This window comes from Sphingomonas sp. EU05-FHT14C10, assembly GCF_058790595.1.
On the sequence record NZ_JBYTEN010000006.1, the window covers coordinates 85,408 to 101,014 of the forward strand.

Genomic DNA, 15,607 nt, shown 5'->3' on the forward strand with positions numbered 1-15,607 from the left:
CCGGGCGCGATGGCCCCAGCGCATCGCCTGCGCGCCCGCCGGCTTGGCGTCGAGACCCAGAGCGAGGCGGTCGTGTTCATGAATTCCGACTGCCCTGTCGGCCGAGCGGAGGGCGTGACCGCACGCACCCAGGTCGAAGTGCGCGATGGCGCGCGGTCGATCATCGCGACGCTCTACCTGGTCTCGAGCGACGTGCTGGCGATCGACGAGGTCGGATTGTCCGAAGTCGCCTGGCGCAGGCTGGGCGTCGCGCCCGACGCCAGGCTCCATGTCGCGCACCCCAATCCGCTCGATTCGATGAGCGCGGTGCGCGCCAAGGTCTATGGCCACAGGCTCGATACCGCGCGACTCAAGGCGATCGTCGCCGATGTGGTTGCCGAGCGCTATTCCGACGTCCAGCTCGCCGCGTTCATCACCGCCTTTTCGGCGCAGCCGCCCCAGCTCGCGGAGACGGTCGCGCTCACGCGCGCGATGCTCGAGGCGGGGGACCGGCTCGCCTGGCCGAGCATGGTCGTCGCCGACAAGCATTGCGTCGGCGGACTTCCCGGCAACCGCACCACGCCGTTGGTAGTGGCGATCGCGGCTGCGGCGGGCCTGGTCATTCCCAAGACCTCGTCGCGCGCGATCACCTCGCCCGCCGGCACGGCGGACGCGATGGAGACAATGGCGCCGGTCGATCTCGACGTCGCCCGGATGCGCGCGGTGGTCGACCGCGAGGGTGGGTGCGTCGTCTGGGGCGGCAGCGTGCGGCTCAGTCCGGCCGACGATATCTTCATTCGCGTCGAACGCGCGCTCGATCTCGACAGCGAAACCCAGCTGGTCGCCTCGGTGCTGTCGAAGAAGCTCGCCGCCGGCTCGACGCATGTCCTGCTCGACCTGCCGGTCGGACCGACTGCGAAGGTGCGGACACGCGAGGACGCCGACCGGCTGTCGGGACAACTCGTCGCGGTCGCGGCCGAATTCGGGATGACGGTGCGCCCGATGCTTACCGATGGAACTCAGCCGGTCGGCGTCGGCATCGGTCCCGCGCTCGAAGCGCACGACGTGCTCGCGGTCCTTCGCCGCACCGCGGGAGCGCCGCAGGACTTGCGCGAGCGGGCCGTGCAACTGGCGGGCGGCGTGCTTGAACTCAGCGGCAAGGCGGCACCAGGAACGGGTGCGCAAAGTGCTGCCGCGATCCTCGACGACGGCCGCGCGCATGCCAAGTTCATGGCGATCTGCGAGGCGCAGGGCGGTTTTCGCGAGCCGCCGGTCGCAGCTTTCACCCATACGATCGAGGCACCTCGCGGCGGCGTGCTGCGCGCCATCGACAACCGTCTGCTGGCGCGCGTCGCCAAGCTGGCGGGCGCCCCCGGGGCAAAGGCGGCGGGCGTCGCGTTGCACGTGAGGACGGGCGAGCGGATCGAGCCGGGCCAGCCGTTGCTGACGCTCCACGGCGAGAGCCAGGGCGAGCTCCACTATGCGCTCTCCTTTGCAGCCGCCAATCCCGACATGCTGCTGGTGCGACCGCAATGAAGCCGATGTTGTTCGCTCTCAACGCAGCCGCCGGTCTCGCCGAGGCCCTTGCCGCTGCTTCCGGGCTGGAAGCCGGCGCATTCGACACCCGGCACTTCCCCGACGGCGAAACCTATCTGCGGCTGCTGAGCCCGGTCGTGGGGCGCGACGTCGTGTTCCTGTGCACGCTCGACAATCCCGACGCGAGGACGCTGCCGCTGCTGTTCGCGGCCGCCGCGGCGAAGGAACAGGGGGCGCGCAGCGTCGGGCTGATCGCGCCTTATCTGGGCTATATGCGCCAGGACAAGGCATTCCAGCCGGGCGAGGCCGTGACCTCGGTCAGCTATGCGCGCCTGATTTCCGACGCAGTCGACTGGCTGGTCACGGTCGATCCGCATCTCCATCGCCATCCGACACTCGGTGCGATCTACTCCGTGCCGAGCTTTGCGGTGACCGCCGCGGAGCCGATCGCCGAATGGCTTCGCGCGCATGTGCCGAACCCCATGCTGATCGGTCCCGACGAGGAAAGCACGCAATGGGTGGGCCGGATCGCCGAACTGGCGCAGGCGCGTTTCACGGTGCTGCGCAAGACGCGGCGCGGCGATCGCGACGTCAGCATCGCAGCCGGAGATCTCGATCTTGCCGCCAATGAAACGCCGGTGATCATCGACGACATCGCGTCCAGCGCGCGGACGATGATCGAGGCGGTGCGGATGGTGCACGCCGCAAGCCATCGCCCGCCGGTGTGCGTCGCCGTTCACCCGGTGTTCGCCGGAGATTCGTTCGACCGGTTGCAGGCGGAGCAGCCGGCAGGAATCGTCAGCAGCAACACGATTGCGCATCCCTCCAACGCCATCGACGTCTCGGGTCCGATCGCCGCCGCGATCGGATCGGCAATGGCCGCCGCTGCGAGCATGGGCCGCTAGATGCCGCGAACCGCGCGCGCTTCCCGCCCGCGCTACGGCGCCAGGATCGCTGCGCACGAGGCGCCGTATTGGGCCATCTCGATCGATGCGCTCCTTGCCAGGCTGTCGGCCGGCGCGCAGGGGTTGGTCGGCGAGGAGGCTACCGAACGTCTGCGCCGATCCGGCCCCAACAGCGTGGGTGGCGAGCAGCGGACCTCCGCCTTAAACCTGCTGCTCCGGCAGTTCATGAGCCCGCTGGTCCTGATCCTCCTGTTCGGCGCCGGCATATCGCTGGTGCTGCGCGAGTGGATCGATGCCTCGATCATCCTCGCGATCGTGATCGGCAGCGCGCTGTTGAGCTTTTTGCAGGAATACCGCGCGTCGCAGGCGGTGCGCGCGCTTCGCCAGCGGCTCGCGCTCACGTCACGCACGCTCCGCGACGGCGCCGAGCAGGCGGTCGCGAGCGACGCACTGGTCCCGGGCGACGTCGTCCTGCTTGCCGCCGGCAACCTCGTTCCCGCCGACGGCGTAATCCTCGAGGCGAACGACTTCCTCGTGACCGAAGCGGCGCTCACCGGCGAATCGCTCCCGGTCGAAAAGGCGCAAGGCACAGCCGCCGCCGACGCGCCCGTCTCTGCGCGGAGCAATTGCGTGTTCATGGGCTCGGCGGTGCGCTCCGGCACGGCGCGGGTGCTGATCGCCGAAACCGGCAGCCGCACGCAATTCGGCGCAGTGGCCGCGCGGCTCCGCCAAGCCGAGCCGGAAACCGATTTCGCGCGGGGCGTCCGGCGGTTCGGAGTCATGCTGCTCAACCTGATGATCGTCATCGTGCTCGGCGTTCTGACGGTGAACCAACTTCTTGGTCGCCCGATCGTGGAGTCGCTCTTGTTTGCCGTGGCGCTGGCGGTCGGCCTGTCGCCCGAGCTGCTGCCGGCGATCGTCAGCGTCACGCTATCCGCCGGCGCGCGTCACCTCGCTCGTGGCGGCGTCATCGTCCGGCGGCTCGAAGCGATCGAGAATCTCGGCAGCATGGAGATATTGTGCACCGACAAGACAGGCACGCTCACGATCGGCGCGGTCTCGCTCGCCGAAGCACTCGACAGCACCGGCCAGCCCAGCCGGCGCGTGCGCGAAGCCGGCTATGCGAATGCTTGGTTCGAAACGGGCATCGCCAATCCGCTGGATACCGCGCTGTGTGCGGCGGCGAAGAGCGAAGGCTGGACTGCGGGGAATCTGCGCAAGCTCGGCGAAATCCCTTACGACTTCCAGCGACGACGTCTCAGCATCGTCGTGCGCGAGGCGGTGCCCGAGGCACCGGCGCGTATCGTCACCAAAGGCGCGGTGGCGGACGTGCTCGCGGTCTGCGCGTTCGTGGCGCAACCGGATGGCGAGGTAAGCCCGCTCGACGCGGCCGCTCGCGCGGCGCTGGAGGAATTGTCCCGCGCCCAGGGGGAGGCAGGCCTGCGGCTGCTCGGTGTCGCCGAACGTGTCCTTGAGGCGGACGACCGCGCCACGCGTGAGAGCGAGCGCGAAATGACCTTCCTCGGTTTCCTTGCCTTCCTCGATCCGGCCAAGCCGGACGCGGCAAGGGCGATCGCCGAGCTCAAGGCGCTCGGCATCGTCGTCAAGGTGATCAGCGGCGACAATCGCCATGTGACGGCGCATGTCGCGCGCGCCGTCGGGCTCGATCCCGGCGCGATGCTGACGGGCGCCGAGGTGGCGAAAATATCCGACCGCGCGCTCGCGCATCGCGCCCGTGAGACCCAGCTGTTCGTCGAAATCGATCCGCAGCAGAAGGAACGGATCGTGCGCGCGCTGCAAGGCGCGGGACATGCCGTCGGCTTTCTGGGCGACGGGATCAACGACGCGCCCGCACTCCATGTCGCCGATGTCGGCATATCGGTCGACCAGGCCGTCGATGTCGCGCGCGAGAGCGCCGATATCGTGCTGTTGCAGCGCGATCTCGACGTGCTTCGCCAGGGCGTCGAGGACGGGCGGCGCACCTTCGCCAACACGCTCAAATATATCGCGATCACCACCAGCGCGAACTTCGGCAACATGGTGAGCATGGCGCTGGCGACGCCGCTGCTGCCGTTCCTGCCGCTGCTGCCCAAGCAGATCCTGCTCAACAATTTCCTGTCGGACCTGCCGTCGATCGCCATCTCGACCGACCGCGTCGACCCCGAGCATGTCGCCAGACCGCAGCGCTGGGATGTCCGCGAGGTCCAGCGCTTCATGATCGTGTTCGGTCTGGTCAGCTCCTGCTTCGATGGCGTGACGTTCGCGCTTTTGCTCCTGGTCTTCCATGCCGACGCGCCGCTGTTCCAGACGGCCTGGTTCCTTGTCTCGCTGCTCACCGAGTTGGTGGTGATGCTGGTGGTACGCACGCGCCGACCGGCGCTCAGGAGCCGGCCGAGCCGGCTGCTGCTCTGGAGCACGATCGCGGTCGCCGGCGTGACGTTGCCGCTGCCATGGATGCCCGGCCTTGCGCCGTTGTTCGGACTGGTGGCGCTTTCGCCCGCGATGCTTGCCGCCAGCCTGGGGATCGTCATTGGCTATGCCGTCGCCACGGAACTCGCGAAGCAGCTTTATTATCGTCGGCGATCGGCTCCAGCCGGGCGTCTTCGTCTAGGCGCTTAAGCCTAAATCCGGTTCCGCTCCCGGCGCCGCACTTGAAAAGGCATTTTCCGCGTCGGATACCATGCGGTCGACGCACCAGCGCGCATAGAAGCCGGCGAACAGCCAGCCGAGCAGCCGGCCGATCCAGCCTTGCGGCAACCGATAGTCGATCCACACCGTCAACCGGCTGGCGTTGCCGGCGGGCTCGATCCGGAAGCCCATCGCGTAGCTCGCCACGATGAGCAGCTGCGGCGTTCCGATCGTCCGCCACGCCTTGCGGCGCGGCGGATCGCGCTCGGTCACTTCCTCCTCGACCGACATGGTGACCCCGAAGGCCGAGCCGCCCATGCGGATGTGCGACCCGACCGCCATGCCGCGCCGACTATCGAACGCGTAGGTCATGCGCCCGCCCCCCATCATCGCCGAGGGCCTCGTCATATGGCCGGCGAGCCGTGTCTGGTCATCGAGATGCGCGAACAAGGCTTGAGGCGCCGCCAACAGCAGGCGCGAGCGCTCGAAATGACGGTCTTGCACCTCTGACGCAGAGGTCGATCGCGCGACGGCGGCCATCGCCGGATCTCCCGCTTATTGGCCGGCCGGATGGTTGTGATCATGCGGCGGCTCGGGCGCCGTTGTGGGCTTCTTCATGCACGGCATGTCCGCCATCTTACCCGGTGCCATCGGCATGCCGCCCGCGCCAGGCGCGGGCGCCGTGCCGTCGCGCTTGTCCTGGGGCATCGGCATGGTGCCTCCGGGCTGGCCGTTCATCATTCCCTTCATCATTGGGCAGGATGCATTCGGCTGGGGCGTTTGGGGTGCAGGGGCGGCTTGGCCCTCGTGCTGATGGTCCTGTGCAAACGCGGGCGCCGCGGCAAACAGGGCGGCGGCAAGGGCAGGTCTTAGAAATGACACGGCGCTTTCCTTTCGTCCGGGGCAGCACAGCCGCCGATCCGGACCTGAGGATGCGGCCGAGTCCAGACACGTTCGATACGTAAGGTACCATAGGGGATCGCGCGGATTGCTCTGCGATTGAAGAGCTACCGACGCGGTCAGCGCCATGATCCCGGCTGCTTGACGGAAATCCGCTCGCTTGTGACGATCGCGAGGAATTGCTCCGGCAGCATGCGCTCGATCTTGTCTCTGAGGATCGCGAGACGCGGATTGGGTTGGGAAGACATCCACGCACGCTAGCCGTCGGCGCCGGCAGACAACCGCCAGCGCGACACTGGACATCGGACCTCGGCCTGCCCGATACGCCAGTCAGGGAGACACAAGTGGCATTCATCGACGATCTGTTCGAAGGCGGCGGATATTATATCATCGAGCGGACCGAGGGCGGCGCCACGCTCCGGCCGGCGAGCGACAAACCATCCGATCTCCAGGCTTTCCAGAATGCGGTGGCGCGAGTCCGGCGCAACGAAGGCGACGGCTATGCCATCCATCTCGACCATGTCTGTTCCGACCAGCCCGGCAATCTCGTCGACCTTCTGATCCTGACGATCGACGGCTGATCGCGCCTGGCGCGATCAACCGTGGTGCGCGAATATCTTTCGCCCGCCTGGGCCGAACGCGATGACGTCATAGGCCTGTCCGCGCATTCCCGGCATCTCCATTCCGGGCGAGCCCATCGGCATGCCGGCTACCGCGAGCCCGGTGATGCCTTTGGGATGCGTGGCGAGCAGGCGCTTCATATCGGCGATCGGCACATGGCCCTCGAAGGTCATGCCGTCGATCGCTGCCGTGTGGCAGGATGCGAGGTCGGCGGGAACGCCATGCGCACGCTGGAAGGCCGACCGTTTGGCGTCGTCGACAATCTGGACCTGCCGGCCGAACTGCGCCTTCACCATCGCCGCCCATTTCTCGCAGCAACCGCACCCGGGATCGCGATGAACGATGACGGGCCCGGCGGCCACCGCAGCGGCGGGTACCGCAAAGGCAAGCGCTGCGGCCAATATACGAAAGCGAGTCATCGTCGATCCTCCGTCATATCCTTCCCGGGCATTGCCGGGCTCCTTCCATACGTACGCCTGGCGGTCACCCCTCCGCCCGCCGTCGCCGGCGCCGCGGCCAGCGCAGATAGAGCAGGATCGTGCCGGCGATCGCCAATGCCAGCCCGCCAAATGCGAACGCCTTCAGCCAGGGCGTGTTGAAATTCTCGTGCTCGCTCCAGTCCATGATGTGGAGGCCCCAGAAGAAGTCGTAGAGCCGCCAGGTGCCGGTGCGGACCGCGGCGATGGTGCCGGTATCGGTCACATAGACGCGGGTATTGTCGGCGTCCGCGAGCACGACGCGCCAGGCCGGCACGCGTCCCTTATATTCGGTGCTCGCGGCCGTGACGCGCTCGACCGTCGCCTTGGGCCTGGGGCCGCCGCGATAGGCGCCGATCGCGATCGCCTCTGCCTGACGGGCATCGACCGGCGGAAGGCGGACGCCTGTGGTCCCATCGTAGAGCGAGAGGCCGGAGCCCGTCTCGGCCTCGACGACCGGTCGGCCGAGCAGCATGCGGTGGCGCAGCGCGCGAACCGGCGTGTCGCTCGCCGCGATGATCGCCTGGGGCGAGACATAGCTCGCGCTTGCGGGCAAGACGGCGGCGGCCTCGCGATCGACCAGGTGCTCGCCGCGCACGCGGTCGATCGGCAACAGGCTCATCACGAGCCCGCTCGAAAACCAAAGCAGCAATTGCACGCCGATGACGAGTGCCAGCCAGCGATGCAGACGGCTCGCGCCGATGTGTAGCCGCAATCTTGTACTTCTCATTCTTCCCCCGCTTCGGCCCGCGCGTCTATCGGCGCGCGAGAATGGCCTTCATCTGATCGATTTCCTCGGCCTGCGACCGCTTGATCCGCTCGCAAAGCGCGATGATCTCCGGGTCGCTGAGCTTTGCTTCCCTGCACATCAGGATCGCGCCCGAATGGTGCGGGATCATCGAGCGCAGAAACTGGGTGTCGCCGATTGTCGTCTGGGTGCGGATCAGCGCGTAACAGCCCAGAAACGCTAGCGCCGATACCGCCAGCAAGGCCACATTGGCGGTCCTGGAGGGGAACATGTGCTTCATCGCCAGGACCATCAGCACCACCATCGGCGCGACCATCATCAGCGTCATGTAGAACATGTTGAGATTGTTGTAGAAACTGCCGAGGCTGTCGATCATCACGAACATCACCAGATACATGATGATGCCGCTGACAATGGTCTGCAGCGCGAGGCTCACATAAGGGTTCTTCATCATCTCGTCGTCGCTCCTTGCACTGCCCCGCGCTCGTCCGTTCGTTCACTTCGTCTCAGGCGCCTCCTTCATCCCCGGCATATCCTTCATCATCTCGTCATGATCGCCCGGGGCGCTGGCAACGAGACGCTTATATTCATCAGGCGTCATGCCCGGCAGCTTGCGGATGAACGCGACCATGTCCCAGATTAGCGGATCGGGATGGGTCTTGCCCCAGGCGGGCATCGCGCTCAGCTTGACGCCATGCTTGATGATCCAGAACTGCTCGGAGGCGTTCAGGTCCTGCGCCTTGGCGAGTTCGGGTGCCTGGGGATAGAGGCCCTGGCTGAGCTCGGACCGCTCGACGCCCGGCCCCAAATGGCAGCTTGAGCACATCTCGGCATAGAGGCCGGCCCCGGTCGCGATCCGCGTCGGCCCATTGAGGTCGGCGGGCGGCGTGATTCCCTGCGCATGAACCCGGATCGAGCGATCGCGCAGGCTTTCGAGCAGCGAATAAACGGGCGGCGTGTGTGGCGCATCGGCGGCGATGTTGTAGATGCCGAAATAGACGAACATGACTGCGAAAAGCAGCAGCAGCGCCGCCAGCACACCCACAAACGACCAGCTCGGCAGGTGGCGCCGCATCATTTCCCTGTCCATCGCCTTCTCCTCGGCCGGCAAGCACCGGCGTGCGGTTCAGAACCAGAACCGCACGCCGGCGACAAAGCTGGTGGTGGTAGGATCCTCGCCACGCGCACGCGCGAAATCGGCGGTGTGGCCCGTCTTGGCGTCATAGGAGACGCCGATATAGGGCGCGAACCGGCGCGTGATCTCGTAGCGCAGCCGCAGGCCCAGCTCCGCATTGGTCAGCCCCGAACCGATGCGGTTTTCGGGCACGTCCTGCGCTGCCAGGTTGAGCTCGACCCGCGGCTGCAGGATCAGCCGCTGGGTGATGCGCTGGTCGTAATAACCTTCGAGCCGCCCGAGCAGGTCGCCCTTGTTCGACAGGAACAGCGCGCCCTCGACCTCGAACATATAGGGCGCGAGCCCCTCGAAGCCGAGCGTCGCATAGGTGCGATTTGGCCCGCGCCCGAAATCCTGGCGGACGCCTGCCTGAAGGTTGAAATAGGGATTGATCGCGCGGCTGTAGAGCGCCTGCACTTCGGCGGAATCGACGCCCTCGCGGAACGCGCCTTCGCCTTCGGTCTTCAGCCATAGCCGGTTGACGTCGCCGCCGACAAACGCCTCGCCGTCCCAGCGATAGCCGTCGCGCCCGGCGCGTGCCTGGTATTCGGCGAGGTTGAACATGACCTGGTAGAAGGTCCGGCCGCCCTGCTCGCGCATCGACTGCATGCGCGAACGATCCATTTCCGCTGAGGGAAAGAAACGGTCGGCATAATGGTCCATTGGCGGCTTGGGCGCAGGCGCATTGCCCGCGGGAAGCGCGGTGCCGGTCTGCTCCATGCCCGGCATCGCCATTCCGGGCATGGCGCCCATGTCATGATCCTTGTGGTCGCCCGACATGTCCATGCCGGGCATCGCCGGCTTGGCGTCCGGCGTGCCGCTCGGCGCAGGCGGCGCCATTCCGGGCATCGCGGGCATTGGCTGCGCGCCGGGCTTGGCGGGCGGTGTCGCCATGCCCGGCATCCCGTCCACTGCCGGTGCGGGTGCCGCAGGCTTGGCGCGCGGCGGCTTGCGGCGCGCGACCGGCTTCTTCGCCGCCGGTTTTCTTAACGCAGGCTTCTTCGCGGCCGGCTTCTTGGTGGCAGGCTTGGCCGGTGCGGGCATTTTCATGCCGGGCATGCCCGGCATGTCCTGCGCGATGGCGGGGACGGCGAGCACCAGCGCGGCGGAGGCCGCGAATGCGGCGGCGAGGCAGCGGCTCATGCAGCTTCTCCCTTCGGCCGCACGCTGACGATGCGCATCATCCCGGCCTCCATGTGGTAGAGGAGGTGGCAGTGGAACGCCCAGTCGCCGACGGCATCGGCGGTGAAATCCCAGGTCACCTTGCCGCCCGGCTGGACGAGCACGGTATGCTTGCGCGGGCCGTGATCGCCGTGCCCGGTCACCAGCTCGAAGAAGTGGCCGTGGATGTGGATCGGGTGGCTCATCATCGTGTCGTTGATGAGATTGATCCGTACACGCTCGCCCTCGATGAACGGGATCGGCTCGTGGACGTCCGACATCTTCTCGCCGTCGAACGACCACATGAACCGCTCCATGTTGCCGGTCAGGTGGATGTCGAGGCTGCGGCTGGGCGCACGCACGTCGGGATTGCGCTCCAGCGCCATCAGGTCCTTGTAGACCAGCACCTTGTGGCCGACGTCGTCGAGCCCCTGGCCGGGCTCGCCGGTGCGGTCGATCGGCATCGGCGCGATCGTCTGGACGCCCGGTCCTTTCTTGACCTGGGGGGCGTTCGAGAAATCGCGCATCTTCATCGAGCCCATCGAGCCCATGTCCATGCCCGCCATGCCGCCGTCCTGGCCCGACATGCCCGCCATCTTGCTGTGGTCCATCCCGGCCATCTCGCCCGGGGCCATGCCTGGCATCGCACCCGATCCCTGCGGCATCGCCCCGCCCGGTGTCGCGAGCCTGGCGGAGCGGTTCTGCTCGGCGGTCGGATCGACGCCGCGCTGCGGCGTCATCCCGCCGGACATGTCCATGCCCTCCATTCCGGGCATGCTCGACATGTCCATGCCCATGTCCTTCATGGTCGCGAGCGGACGTTTCCTGAGCGGCGGCACCTCGCCGACCATGCCCGGCCGTGGCGCCAGCGTCGCACGGGCCATCCCGGACCGGTCGACCGCCTCGGCGATGATCGACCAGGCGCGGTCGTCGGCAGGCGTGACGATTGCGTCATAGGTCTCGGCGACGCCGATCTGGAACTCGTCGACCGTCACGGGATGGACGTTCTGCCCATCCGCCTGAACGATCGACAGCGGCAAGCCGGGAATCCGGACATTGAAGTTGGTCATTGCCGACGCATTGATGATACGCAGCCGCACCCGCTCGCCGGGCTTGAATAGAGCGGTCCAATTGTCCTGCGGGCCGAACCCGTTGACGATATAGGTGTAGGTGCTGCCGGTCACGTCGAGCACGTCGGTCGGGTCCATCCGCATCCGGCCCCAGTCCATCCGATCCTTGAGCGGCTGGTCGCGCCTGGCCAGCAGACCCGAGAGCGTCTGCCGCTGGAAGTTGAAATGGCCCGGGTCGACCTTGATCCGCCGGAAAATCTCCTCCGGCGACAGCGGGCTGTGATCGGCGAGGACGAGCACATGCTCGCGGTCAGATTGCACGGGATCGGGGCCGGCGGGGTCGATGACGATCGGACCATAGTGGCCGAGCTGCTCCTGCAGTCCCGAATGGCTGTGATACCAATAGGTGCCGCTCTGCTTGACCGGAAATTCGTAGAGATAATTCGACCGGGGCTTGATGCCGGGGAACGACACGCCGGGCACGCCGTCGAACTGGGCCGGCACCAGTAGCCCGTGCCAATGGATCGAACTGTCCACGTCGAGCTCGTTGACGACGTTCAGCCGGACGGCCTGCCCCTCGCGCAGCCGGAGGAGCGGCGCGGGCACGGTGCCGTTGACGCCGATCGCGCGCATCTTGCGGCCGTCGATGGTCATCGTCTGCCGCGCGATCCGGAGCGTTATGTCATTGCCCGAGAGCGTCGGGAGCGGCCGCACGATCCCGGCCGAATTGGTCTGCGCCCAGGCGGGCATCCATGCTGCGAGCGCGAGGCCGCCTCCGGCGAGCGTGGCGCCACGCAGCAACTGGCGGCGGTCGATACTGTGGGTCATGCGGGTCCCTGGATCTCGTCTTCAACGCGGACGTCTGAAAAGGCATACGCACCCCGCGCATGCGCCCCTCAGATTCCATGAAACAAAATGGGGTTTGACACCGTGTCAGGGTCAAGGGGCGCGGTTCAGCCCTTTGCCAGAAGCTCCGCGAGCCTGGCCCGCGCCCGGCGGACACGCGTCTCGACCGCCTTCTCGCTGATCGACAAGATCGCCGCGGTCTCCGCCTGGCTCAAGTCCTGGAGCGTGTGCAGTACGAGCGGCTCGCGCAGCGCGACCGGCAGTTCGGCGATCGCGCGGGAGACCCGCGTCATTTCCTGACGGCTGGCGACTTCTTCGTCGGGAAGCGCGCGATCCTCCGCGACCTGGCTGCTCGTATCGTCGAGCGGCAGCGCGAAGGCGAACAGCCGGCGGACCGCGCGCCGGCGCCGCCAGTCGCGGCATTTGTTGAGCGCGATCGTCGCGAGCCAGCGGCGCATGGGACGGTCGGTCTCATAACGGCCAAGGGCGCGATGCGCGGCGACGAAGGTCTCCTGGACGAGGTCGAGCGCCTCATCTGGATCGCCGATGTTGCCCGCGATGATGCGGTAGACGGGCTCGCGGTGGCGGCGCATGATCTCGGCGAAAGCGGTATCGCGCCCGGCGATGCTGAGCGCCGCCAGCTCGCCGTCGTCCAGGCTGGCAAGGTCGAGGCTCACCGCGCGTCGACGGTAAGCGCCTTCACCACTGCGGCATCGAATTTTCGCGCCTGGTCGGGCCTGAGAATCTGCCGCATCGCGAAGATATGGGCGAGCGTCTCCTTCTGGAGTTCGCCCATGGCGGCGTGCGACGCATCGACCGCAGCGGCGACCTGCGGCCCGTTGCCATGCTCGGCCTGGATAGCGCCGGCGAGCCGGGCATTGGCGGCGCGCAGCTCGAGCTCGAGCGCGCGGCGCCGGATCGCGAATTGCTGCTCGAGCAGGTCGAGCTTCGCTTCCTGGCCGCTATCGAGCTGCAGCTGATGGTGCAGCACTTCGTGAAGCTCGGTGCCCTGGGCGGGCGGTGGCGCGATCAGGACGCGGCCGACGAACACGCCCGCAATACCGGCAAGGAACGCGACGATGGCGATCCCGATCGCCCAGCGGGTCGGCTTCACCGGTTCGCAGCCAGCAGGGTGGAAGGTGCAAGCGGGCTGGTGGGGCCGAAGGGCGACAAGGTGTCGGCGCTCGCCGAGGCCGGAAACGCTCCGCCGGACGCGATGCCGAGCATCAGCGCGCCGGCCGCGGCGATTGCGCCGATACCGATGCCCTGGCGCGGCGAGGCCGTCGCCCGTTCATGCAGCCTTCCGAGCACCGCACCCTCGATCGAGTCGAGCCCGGGGTGCAGCGGCGCGGCGGAAAGCCGCCGAAGGGCCGTGTCCAGATCCTGTACCATGTTCATGCTCCGCTCGCCCCTTTGTCTCTTTTACGCGAGCGATGGCGCAATCCCTCAAAAAATCTCGTGCGGCCGGATCCGAAATCTTTTTCGCGGCGTTGATGAGGGTTGCGCAGCGGAGATGCGTATTCCCCGATGCCGGCGCCTTGCCGGCTCTCGGAGATCCCCATATGCGTTTTGCACCGATCGTCGCCGCCGTGCTGCTTGTCGCGCCCGTAGCGGCCTATGCCCATCCCAAGCTCGTTTCCGCCACCCCCGCGCCCAACAGCGTCGCCGCGCCGACCGCTGAGCTGAAGCTGGTCTTCTCGGAATCTTTGGTTGCCCAATTCTCGGGCGCCGATCTCGTCATGACCGACATGCCGGGCATGAAGATGAACGCGCCGATGAAGATGCCGGCCAAGGCGACGCTCGGCGCCGACGGCAAGACCCTGGTGGTCACGCTCCCCAAGGCGCTGCCGAAGGGCGGCTACAAGCTCAGCTATCACGTCGTGTCGACCGACACGCACCGCGTCGAGGGCAATTACAGCTTCAAGATCAATTGATGACCGACATGGGCGCGGTCGCGGTCAGGCTCGGGCTCTATCTCGACCTGATGGCGCTGTTCGGGCTCGCCGCATTCGCGCTCTATGCGCTGCGTGGCGAGGAGCGGCGCTTCGACGGTCCGATCGCGCTCGGTCCGTGGCTGTGGGGCAGCGCCGCGCTCGGCGCGGTGCTGTCGCTCGGCGGCCTCGCGATGCTCGCCGCCGGTATGGCGGGCGTCCCGATCGCCTCGGTCGACCTCGCTTCCCTCGAAATGATCGTCGGCGGCACGAGCGTCGGCGCAGCCTGGCTGTTCCGGATGACGGCGCTGCTCGTCGCGCTGGCGGCAGCAGTCGCGCTACGACGACGGCCGGTGGCCGCTCTGTCGCTCGTCACGATCGCCGCCGCGGTGGCTGTCGCGAGCCTCGCCTGGTCCGGGCATGGCGCGATGGACGACGGCGCGGTCGGCCGGCTCCATCTAATCGCCGACATCGTCCACCTCTGGGCGGCGGGCATCTGGGTGGGCGCGCTGTTCCCACTTCTGCTGCTGGTGTTCCGGCGGCGCGACCTGGTCGATCGCGATCATCTCATATTGTCGCATCGCGCGCTCGACGGCTTCTCGGCTGTGGGGACGATCACGGTCGGCTCGATCGTCGCCTCGGGCCTCGTCAACAGCTGGCTGCTGATCGGACCCGCCAACGTCCTCAAGCTGCCGGACAGCCTCTATGGACAGCTGCTGATCGCCAAGCTGGCGCTGTTCGGCGCGATGGCGGCGCTTGCCGCGGCGAACCGGTTCCGGCTGGTGCCGGCATTCGAGCGCTCGCTTGCGGCATCGGATCATGCGAGCGCGCTTCGCGCATTGCGCCGCAGCCTGGCGACCGAGACCGGCTGCGCGATCGCCGTGCTGGCGCTGGTCGCCTGGCTGGGCACGCTCGAGCCGCCGTCCGCGATGTGACCGTCCGCACAACAGGGGAATGACCATGATGCAGCCCGATCGCGAAGCAGACGCGCAGGACCCGCCGGCCTTCACGCCGCCGCTCGGAACCGGCGATACCGCCGACTATGACCGCGCGATCCGGACCTGGACGCGCGAGCAAAGCTGGCGCGGCGCGATGCTGGACCTGCTCGCCCCCGTGCCCGGCGAAGCGATTGTCGACGTCGGCTGCGGCACGGGCAGCTTCGCCGTGCTGCTCAAGCAGCGCTACCCCGAGGCGTCGGTCACTGGCATCGATCCCGATGCGCAGGCGCTGGACATCGCACGCGACAAGGCCGTGCGTGCGGCCGTCACGATCGACTGGCGGCAGGGCTTCGCCGACACGCTTCCTCCGGACAGCGCCGATGCGGTGACCTCGAGCCTGGTGTTCCACCAGGTTCCGCTTGCCGGCAAGCGGAGTGGCATGGCGGCGATGTACCGCACGCTGAAGCCGGGCGGCCGGCTCGTCTTCTGCGACTATAGCCGCCAGGCGGGGCTGATGCGGCTCCTCTTCCGGCTGACCGTGCAGCGGCTCGACGGGATCGAGGACACCCAGCCCAATGCCGACGGCGTCCTTCCCGGGCTCATCGCCGAGGCCGGCTTCGCCGAGGTGACCGAGCGCGCGCGCATCCATACGCTGACCGGCACGATCGCGATCTTCACGGCGCGTAAGGGCTGA

18 protein-coding genes are annotated in these 15,607 nt (G+C 67.5%); 7 read left to right on the forward strand and 11 right to left on the reverse strand.

Annotated features, from left to right (window positions below; all coding sequences use genetic code 11):
• Positions 1 to 9 precede the first annotated feature (9 nt).
• Genes AC3WT0_RS08425 through mgtA form a run of 3 tightly spaced genes read left to right on the forward strand, consistent with a single transcriptional unit; the run spans position 10 to position 5,039 of the window.
• A complete protein-coding gene (locus tag AC3WT0_RS08425; RefSeq protein ID WP_492753156.1) occupies positions 10 to 1,515 on the forward strand; it encodes a thymidine phosphorylase family protein in 1,506 nt (501 codons plus the stop codon).
• The gene (locus AC3WT0_RS08430) at positions 1,512 to 2,420 is read left to right on the forward strand and encodes a ribose-phosphate diphosphokinase (RefSeq protein ID WP_492753064.1); all 909 of its coding nucleotides are present in this window, start codon (positions 1,512 to 1,514) and stop codon (positions 2,418 to 2,420) included. Before AC3WT0_RS08425 ends, AC3WT0_RS08430 begins: the two co-directional genes overlap by 4 nt.
• Positions 2,421 to 5,039 carry a magnesium-translocating P-type ATPase gene (mgtA, locus tag AC3WT0_RS08435; protein WP_492753065.1) on the forward strand — a complete coding sequence of 873 codons (2,619 nt, stop codon included), beginning with the start codon at positions 2,421 to 2,423 and terminating at the stop codon, positions 5,037 to 5,039.
• On the opposite strand, the gene AC3WT0_RS08440 is transcribed toward mgtA, so the two are convergent.
• Positions 5,028 to 5,588: an SRPBCC family protein gene (locus AC3WT0_RS08440; protein WP_492753066.1), complete on the reverse strand. Its 561-nt coding sequence runs from the start codon at positions 5,586 to 5,588 to the stop codon at positions 5,028 to 5,030. The two genes, mgtA and AC3WT0_RS08440, sit on opposite strands and share 12 nt — an antisense overlap.
• Positions 5,589 to 5,603: 15 nt before the next feature.
• Positions 5,604 to 5,789, reverse strand: a complete 186-nt coding sequence (locus AC3WT0_RS08445; protein WP_492753067.1) for a hypothetical protein — start codon at positions 5,787 to 5,789, stop codon at positions 5,604 to 5,606.
• 503 nt (positions 5,790 to 6,292) lie between these two features.
• On the opposite strand from AC3WT0_RS08445, the gene AC3WT0_RS08450 reads away from it, so the two are divergent.
• Positions 6,293 to 6,529, forward strand: a complete 237-nt coding sequence (locus tag AC3WT0_RS08450; RefSeq protein WP_492753068.1) for a hypothetical protein — start codon at positions 6,293 to 6,295, stop codon at positions 6,527 to 6,529.
• 15 nt (positions 6,530 to 6,544) lie between these two features.
• On the opposite strand, the gene AC3WT0_RS08455 is transcribed toward AC3WT0_RS08450, so the two are convergent.
• The 9 genes from AC3WT0_RS08455 to AC3WT0_RS08495 form a co-directional block, all read right to left on the reverse strand.
• Positions 6,545 to 6,988: a DUF411 domain-containing protein gene (locus tag AC3WT0_RS08455; protein WP_492753069.1), complete on the reverse strand. Its 444-nt coding sequence runs from the start codon at positions 6,986 to 6,988 to the stop codon at positions 6,545 to 6,547.
• A 64-nt stretch (positions 6,989 to 7,052) separates the two neighbouring features.
• Entirely contained in the window at positions 7,053 to 7,760 is a 708-nt protein-coding gene (locus AC3WT0_RS08460; protein ID WP_492753070.1) for a PepSY domain-containing protein, read from the reverse strand.
• Between the two features lie 40 nt (positions 7,761 to 7,800).
• Complete coding sequence (locus AC3WT0_RS08465; protein WP_492753071.1) at positions 7,801 to 8,247, reverse strand: DUF305 domain-containing protein; 447 nt, start codon at positions 8,245 to 8,247, stop codon at positions 7,801 to 7,803.
• Between the two features lie 42 nt (positions 8,248 to 8,289).
• On the reverse strand, positions 8,290 to 8,883 hold the full coding sequence (locus AC3WT0_RS08470) for a c-type cytochrome (protein WP_492753072.1): 594 nt from the start codon (positions 8,881 to 8,883) through the stop codon (positions 8,290 to 8,292).
• A 36-nt stretch (positions 8,884 to 8,919) separates the two neighbouring features.
• Positions 8,920 to 10,110, reverse strand: a complete 1,191-nt coding sequence (locus AC3WT0_RS08475; protein WP_492753073.1) for a copper resistance protein B — start codon at positions 10,108 to 10,110, stop codon at positions 8,920 to 8,922.
• Complete coding sequence (locus tag AC3WT0_RS08480; protein ID WP_492753074.1) at positions 10,107 to 12,026, reverse strand: copper resistance system multicopper oxidase; 1,920 nt, start codon at positions 12,024 to 12,026, stop codon at positions 10,107 to 10,109. The genes AC3WT0_RS08475 and AC3WT0_RS08480 overlap by 4 nt, the downstream gene beginning before the upstream one ends.
• 125 nt (positions 12,027 to 12,151) lie before the next feature.
• Positions 12,152 to 12,721, reverse strand: coding sequence for an RNA polymerase sigma factor (locus AC3WT0_RS08485; RefSeq protein WP_492753075.1), 570 nt, complete (start codon positions 12,719 to 12,721; stop codon positions 12,152 to 12,154).
• Positions 12,718 to 13,158 (reverse strand): periplasmic heavy metal sensor, encoded by a 441-nt coding sequence (locus AC3WT0_RS08490; RefSeq protein ID WP_492753076.1) that lies wholly within the window; start codon positions 13,156 to 13,158, stop codon positions 12,718 to 12,720. The genes AC3WT0_RS08485 and AC3WT0_RS08490 overlap by 4 nt, the downstream gene beginning before the upstream one ends.
• Complete coding sequence (locus AC3WT0_RS08495) at positions 13,155 to 13,442, reverse strand: hypothetical protein (RefSeq protein WP_492753077.1); 288 nt, start codon at positions 13,440 to 13,442, stop codon at positions 13,155 to 13,157. Before AC3WT0_RS08495 ends, AC3WT0_RS08490 begins: the two co-directional genes overlap by 4 nt.
• A 164-nt stretch (positions 13,443 to 13,606) precedes the next feature.
• Between AC3WT0_RS08495 and copC the strand changes: the two genes are divergently transcribed.
• From copC to AC3WT0_RS08510, 3 genes are read left to right on the forward strand one after another with little or no spacing between them, the layout of a single operon-like run.
• Positions 13,607 to 13,978 (forward strand): copper homeostasis periplasmic binding protein CopC, encoded by a 372-nt coding sequence (gene copC, locus AC3WT0_RS08500; protein ID WP_492753078.1) that lies wholly within the window; start codon positions 13,607 to 13,609, stop codon positions 13,976 to 13,978.
• A complete protein-coding gene (copD, locus tag AC3WT0_RS08505) occupies positions 13,978 to 14,910 on the forward strand; it encodes a copper homeostasis membrane protein CopD (protein WP_492753079.1) in 933 nt (310 codons plus the stop codon). The genes copC and copD overlap by 1 nt, the downstream gene beginning before the upstream one ends.
• A gap of 25 nt (positions 14,911 to 14,935) precedes the next feature.
• Positions 14,936 to 15,607: a class I SAM-dependent methyltransferase gene (locus tag AC3WT0_RS08510; RefSeq protein WP_492753080.1), complete on the forward strand. Its 672-nt coding sequence runs from the start codon at positions 14,936 to 14,938 to the stop codon at positions 15,605 to 15,607.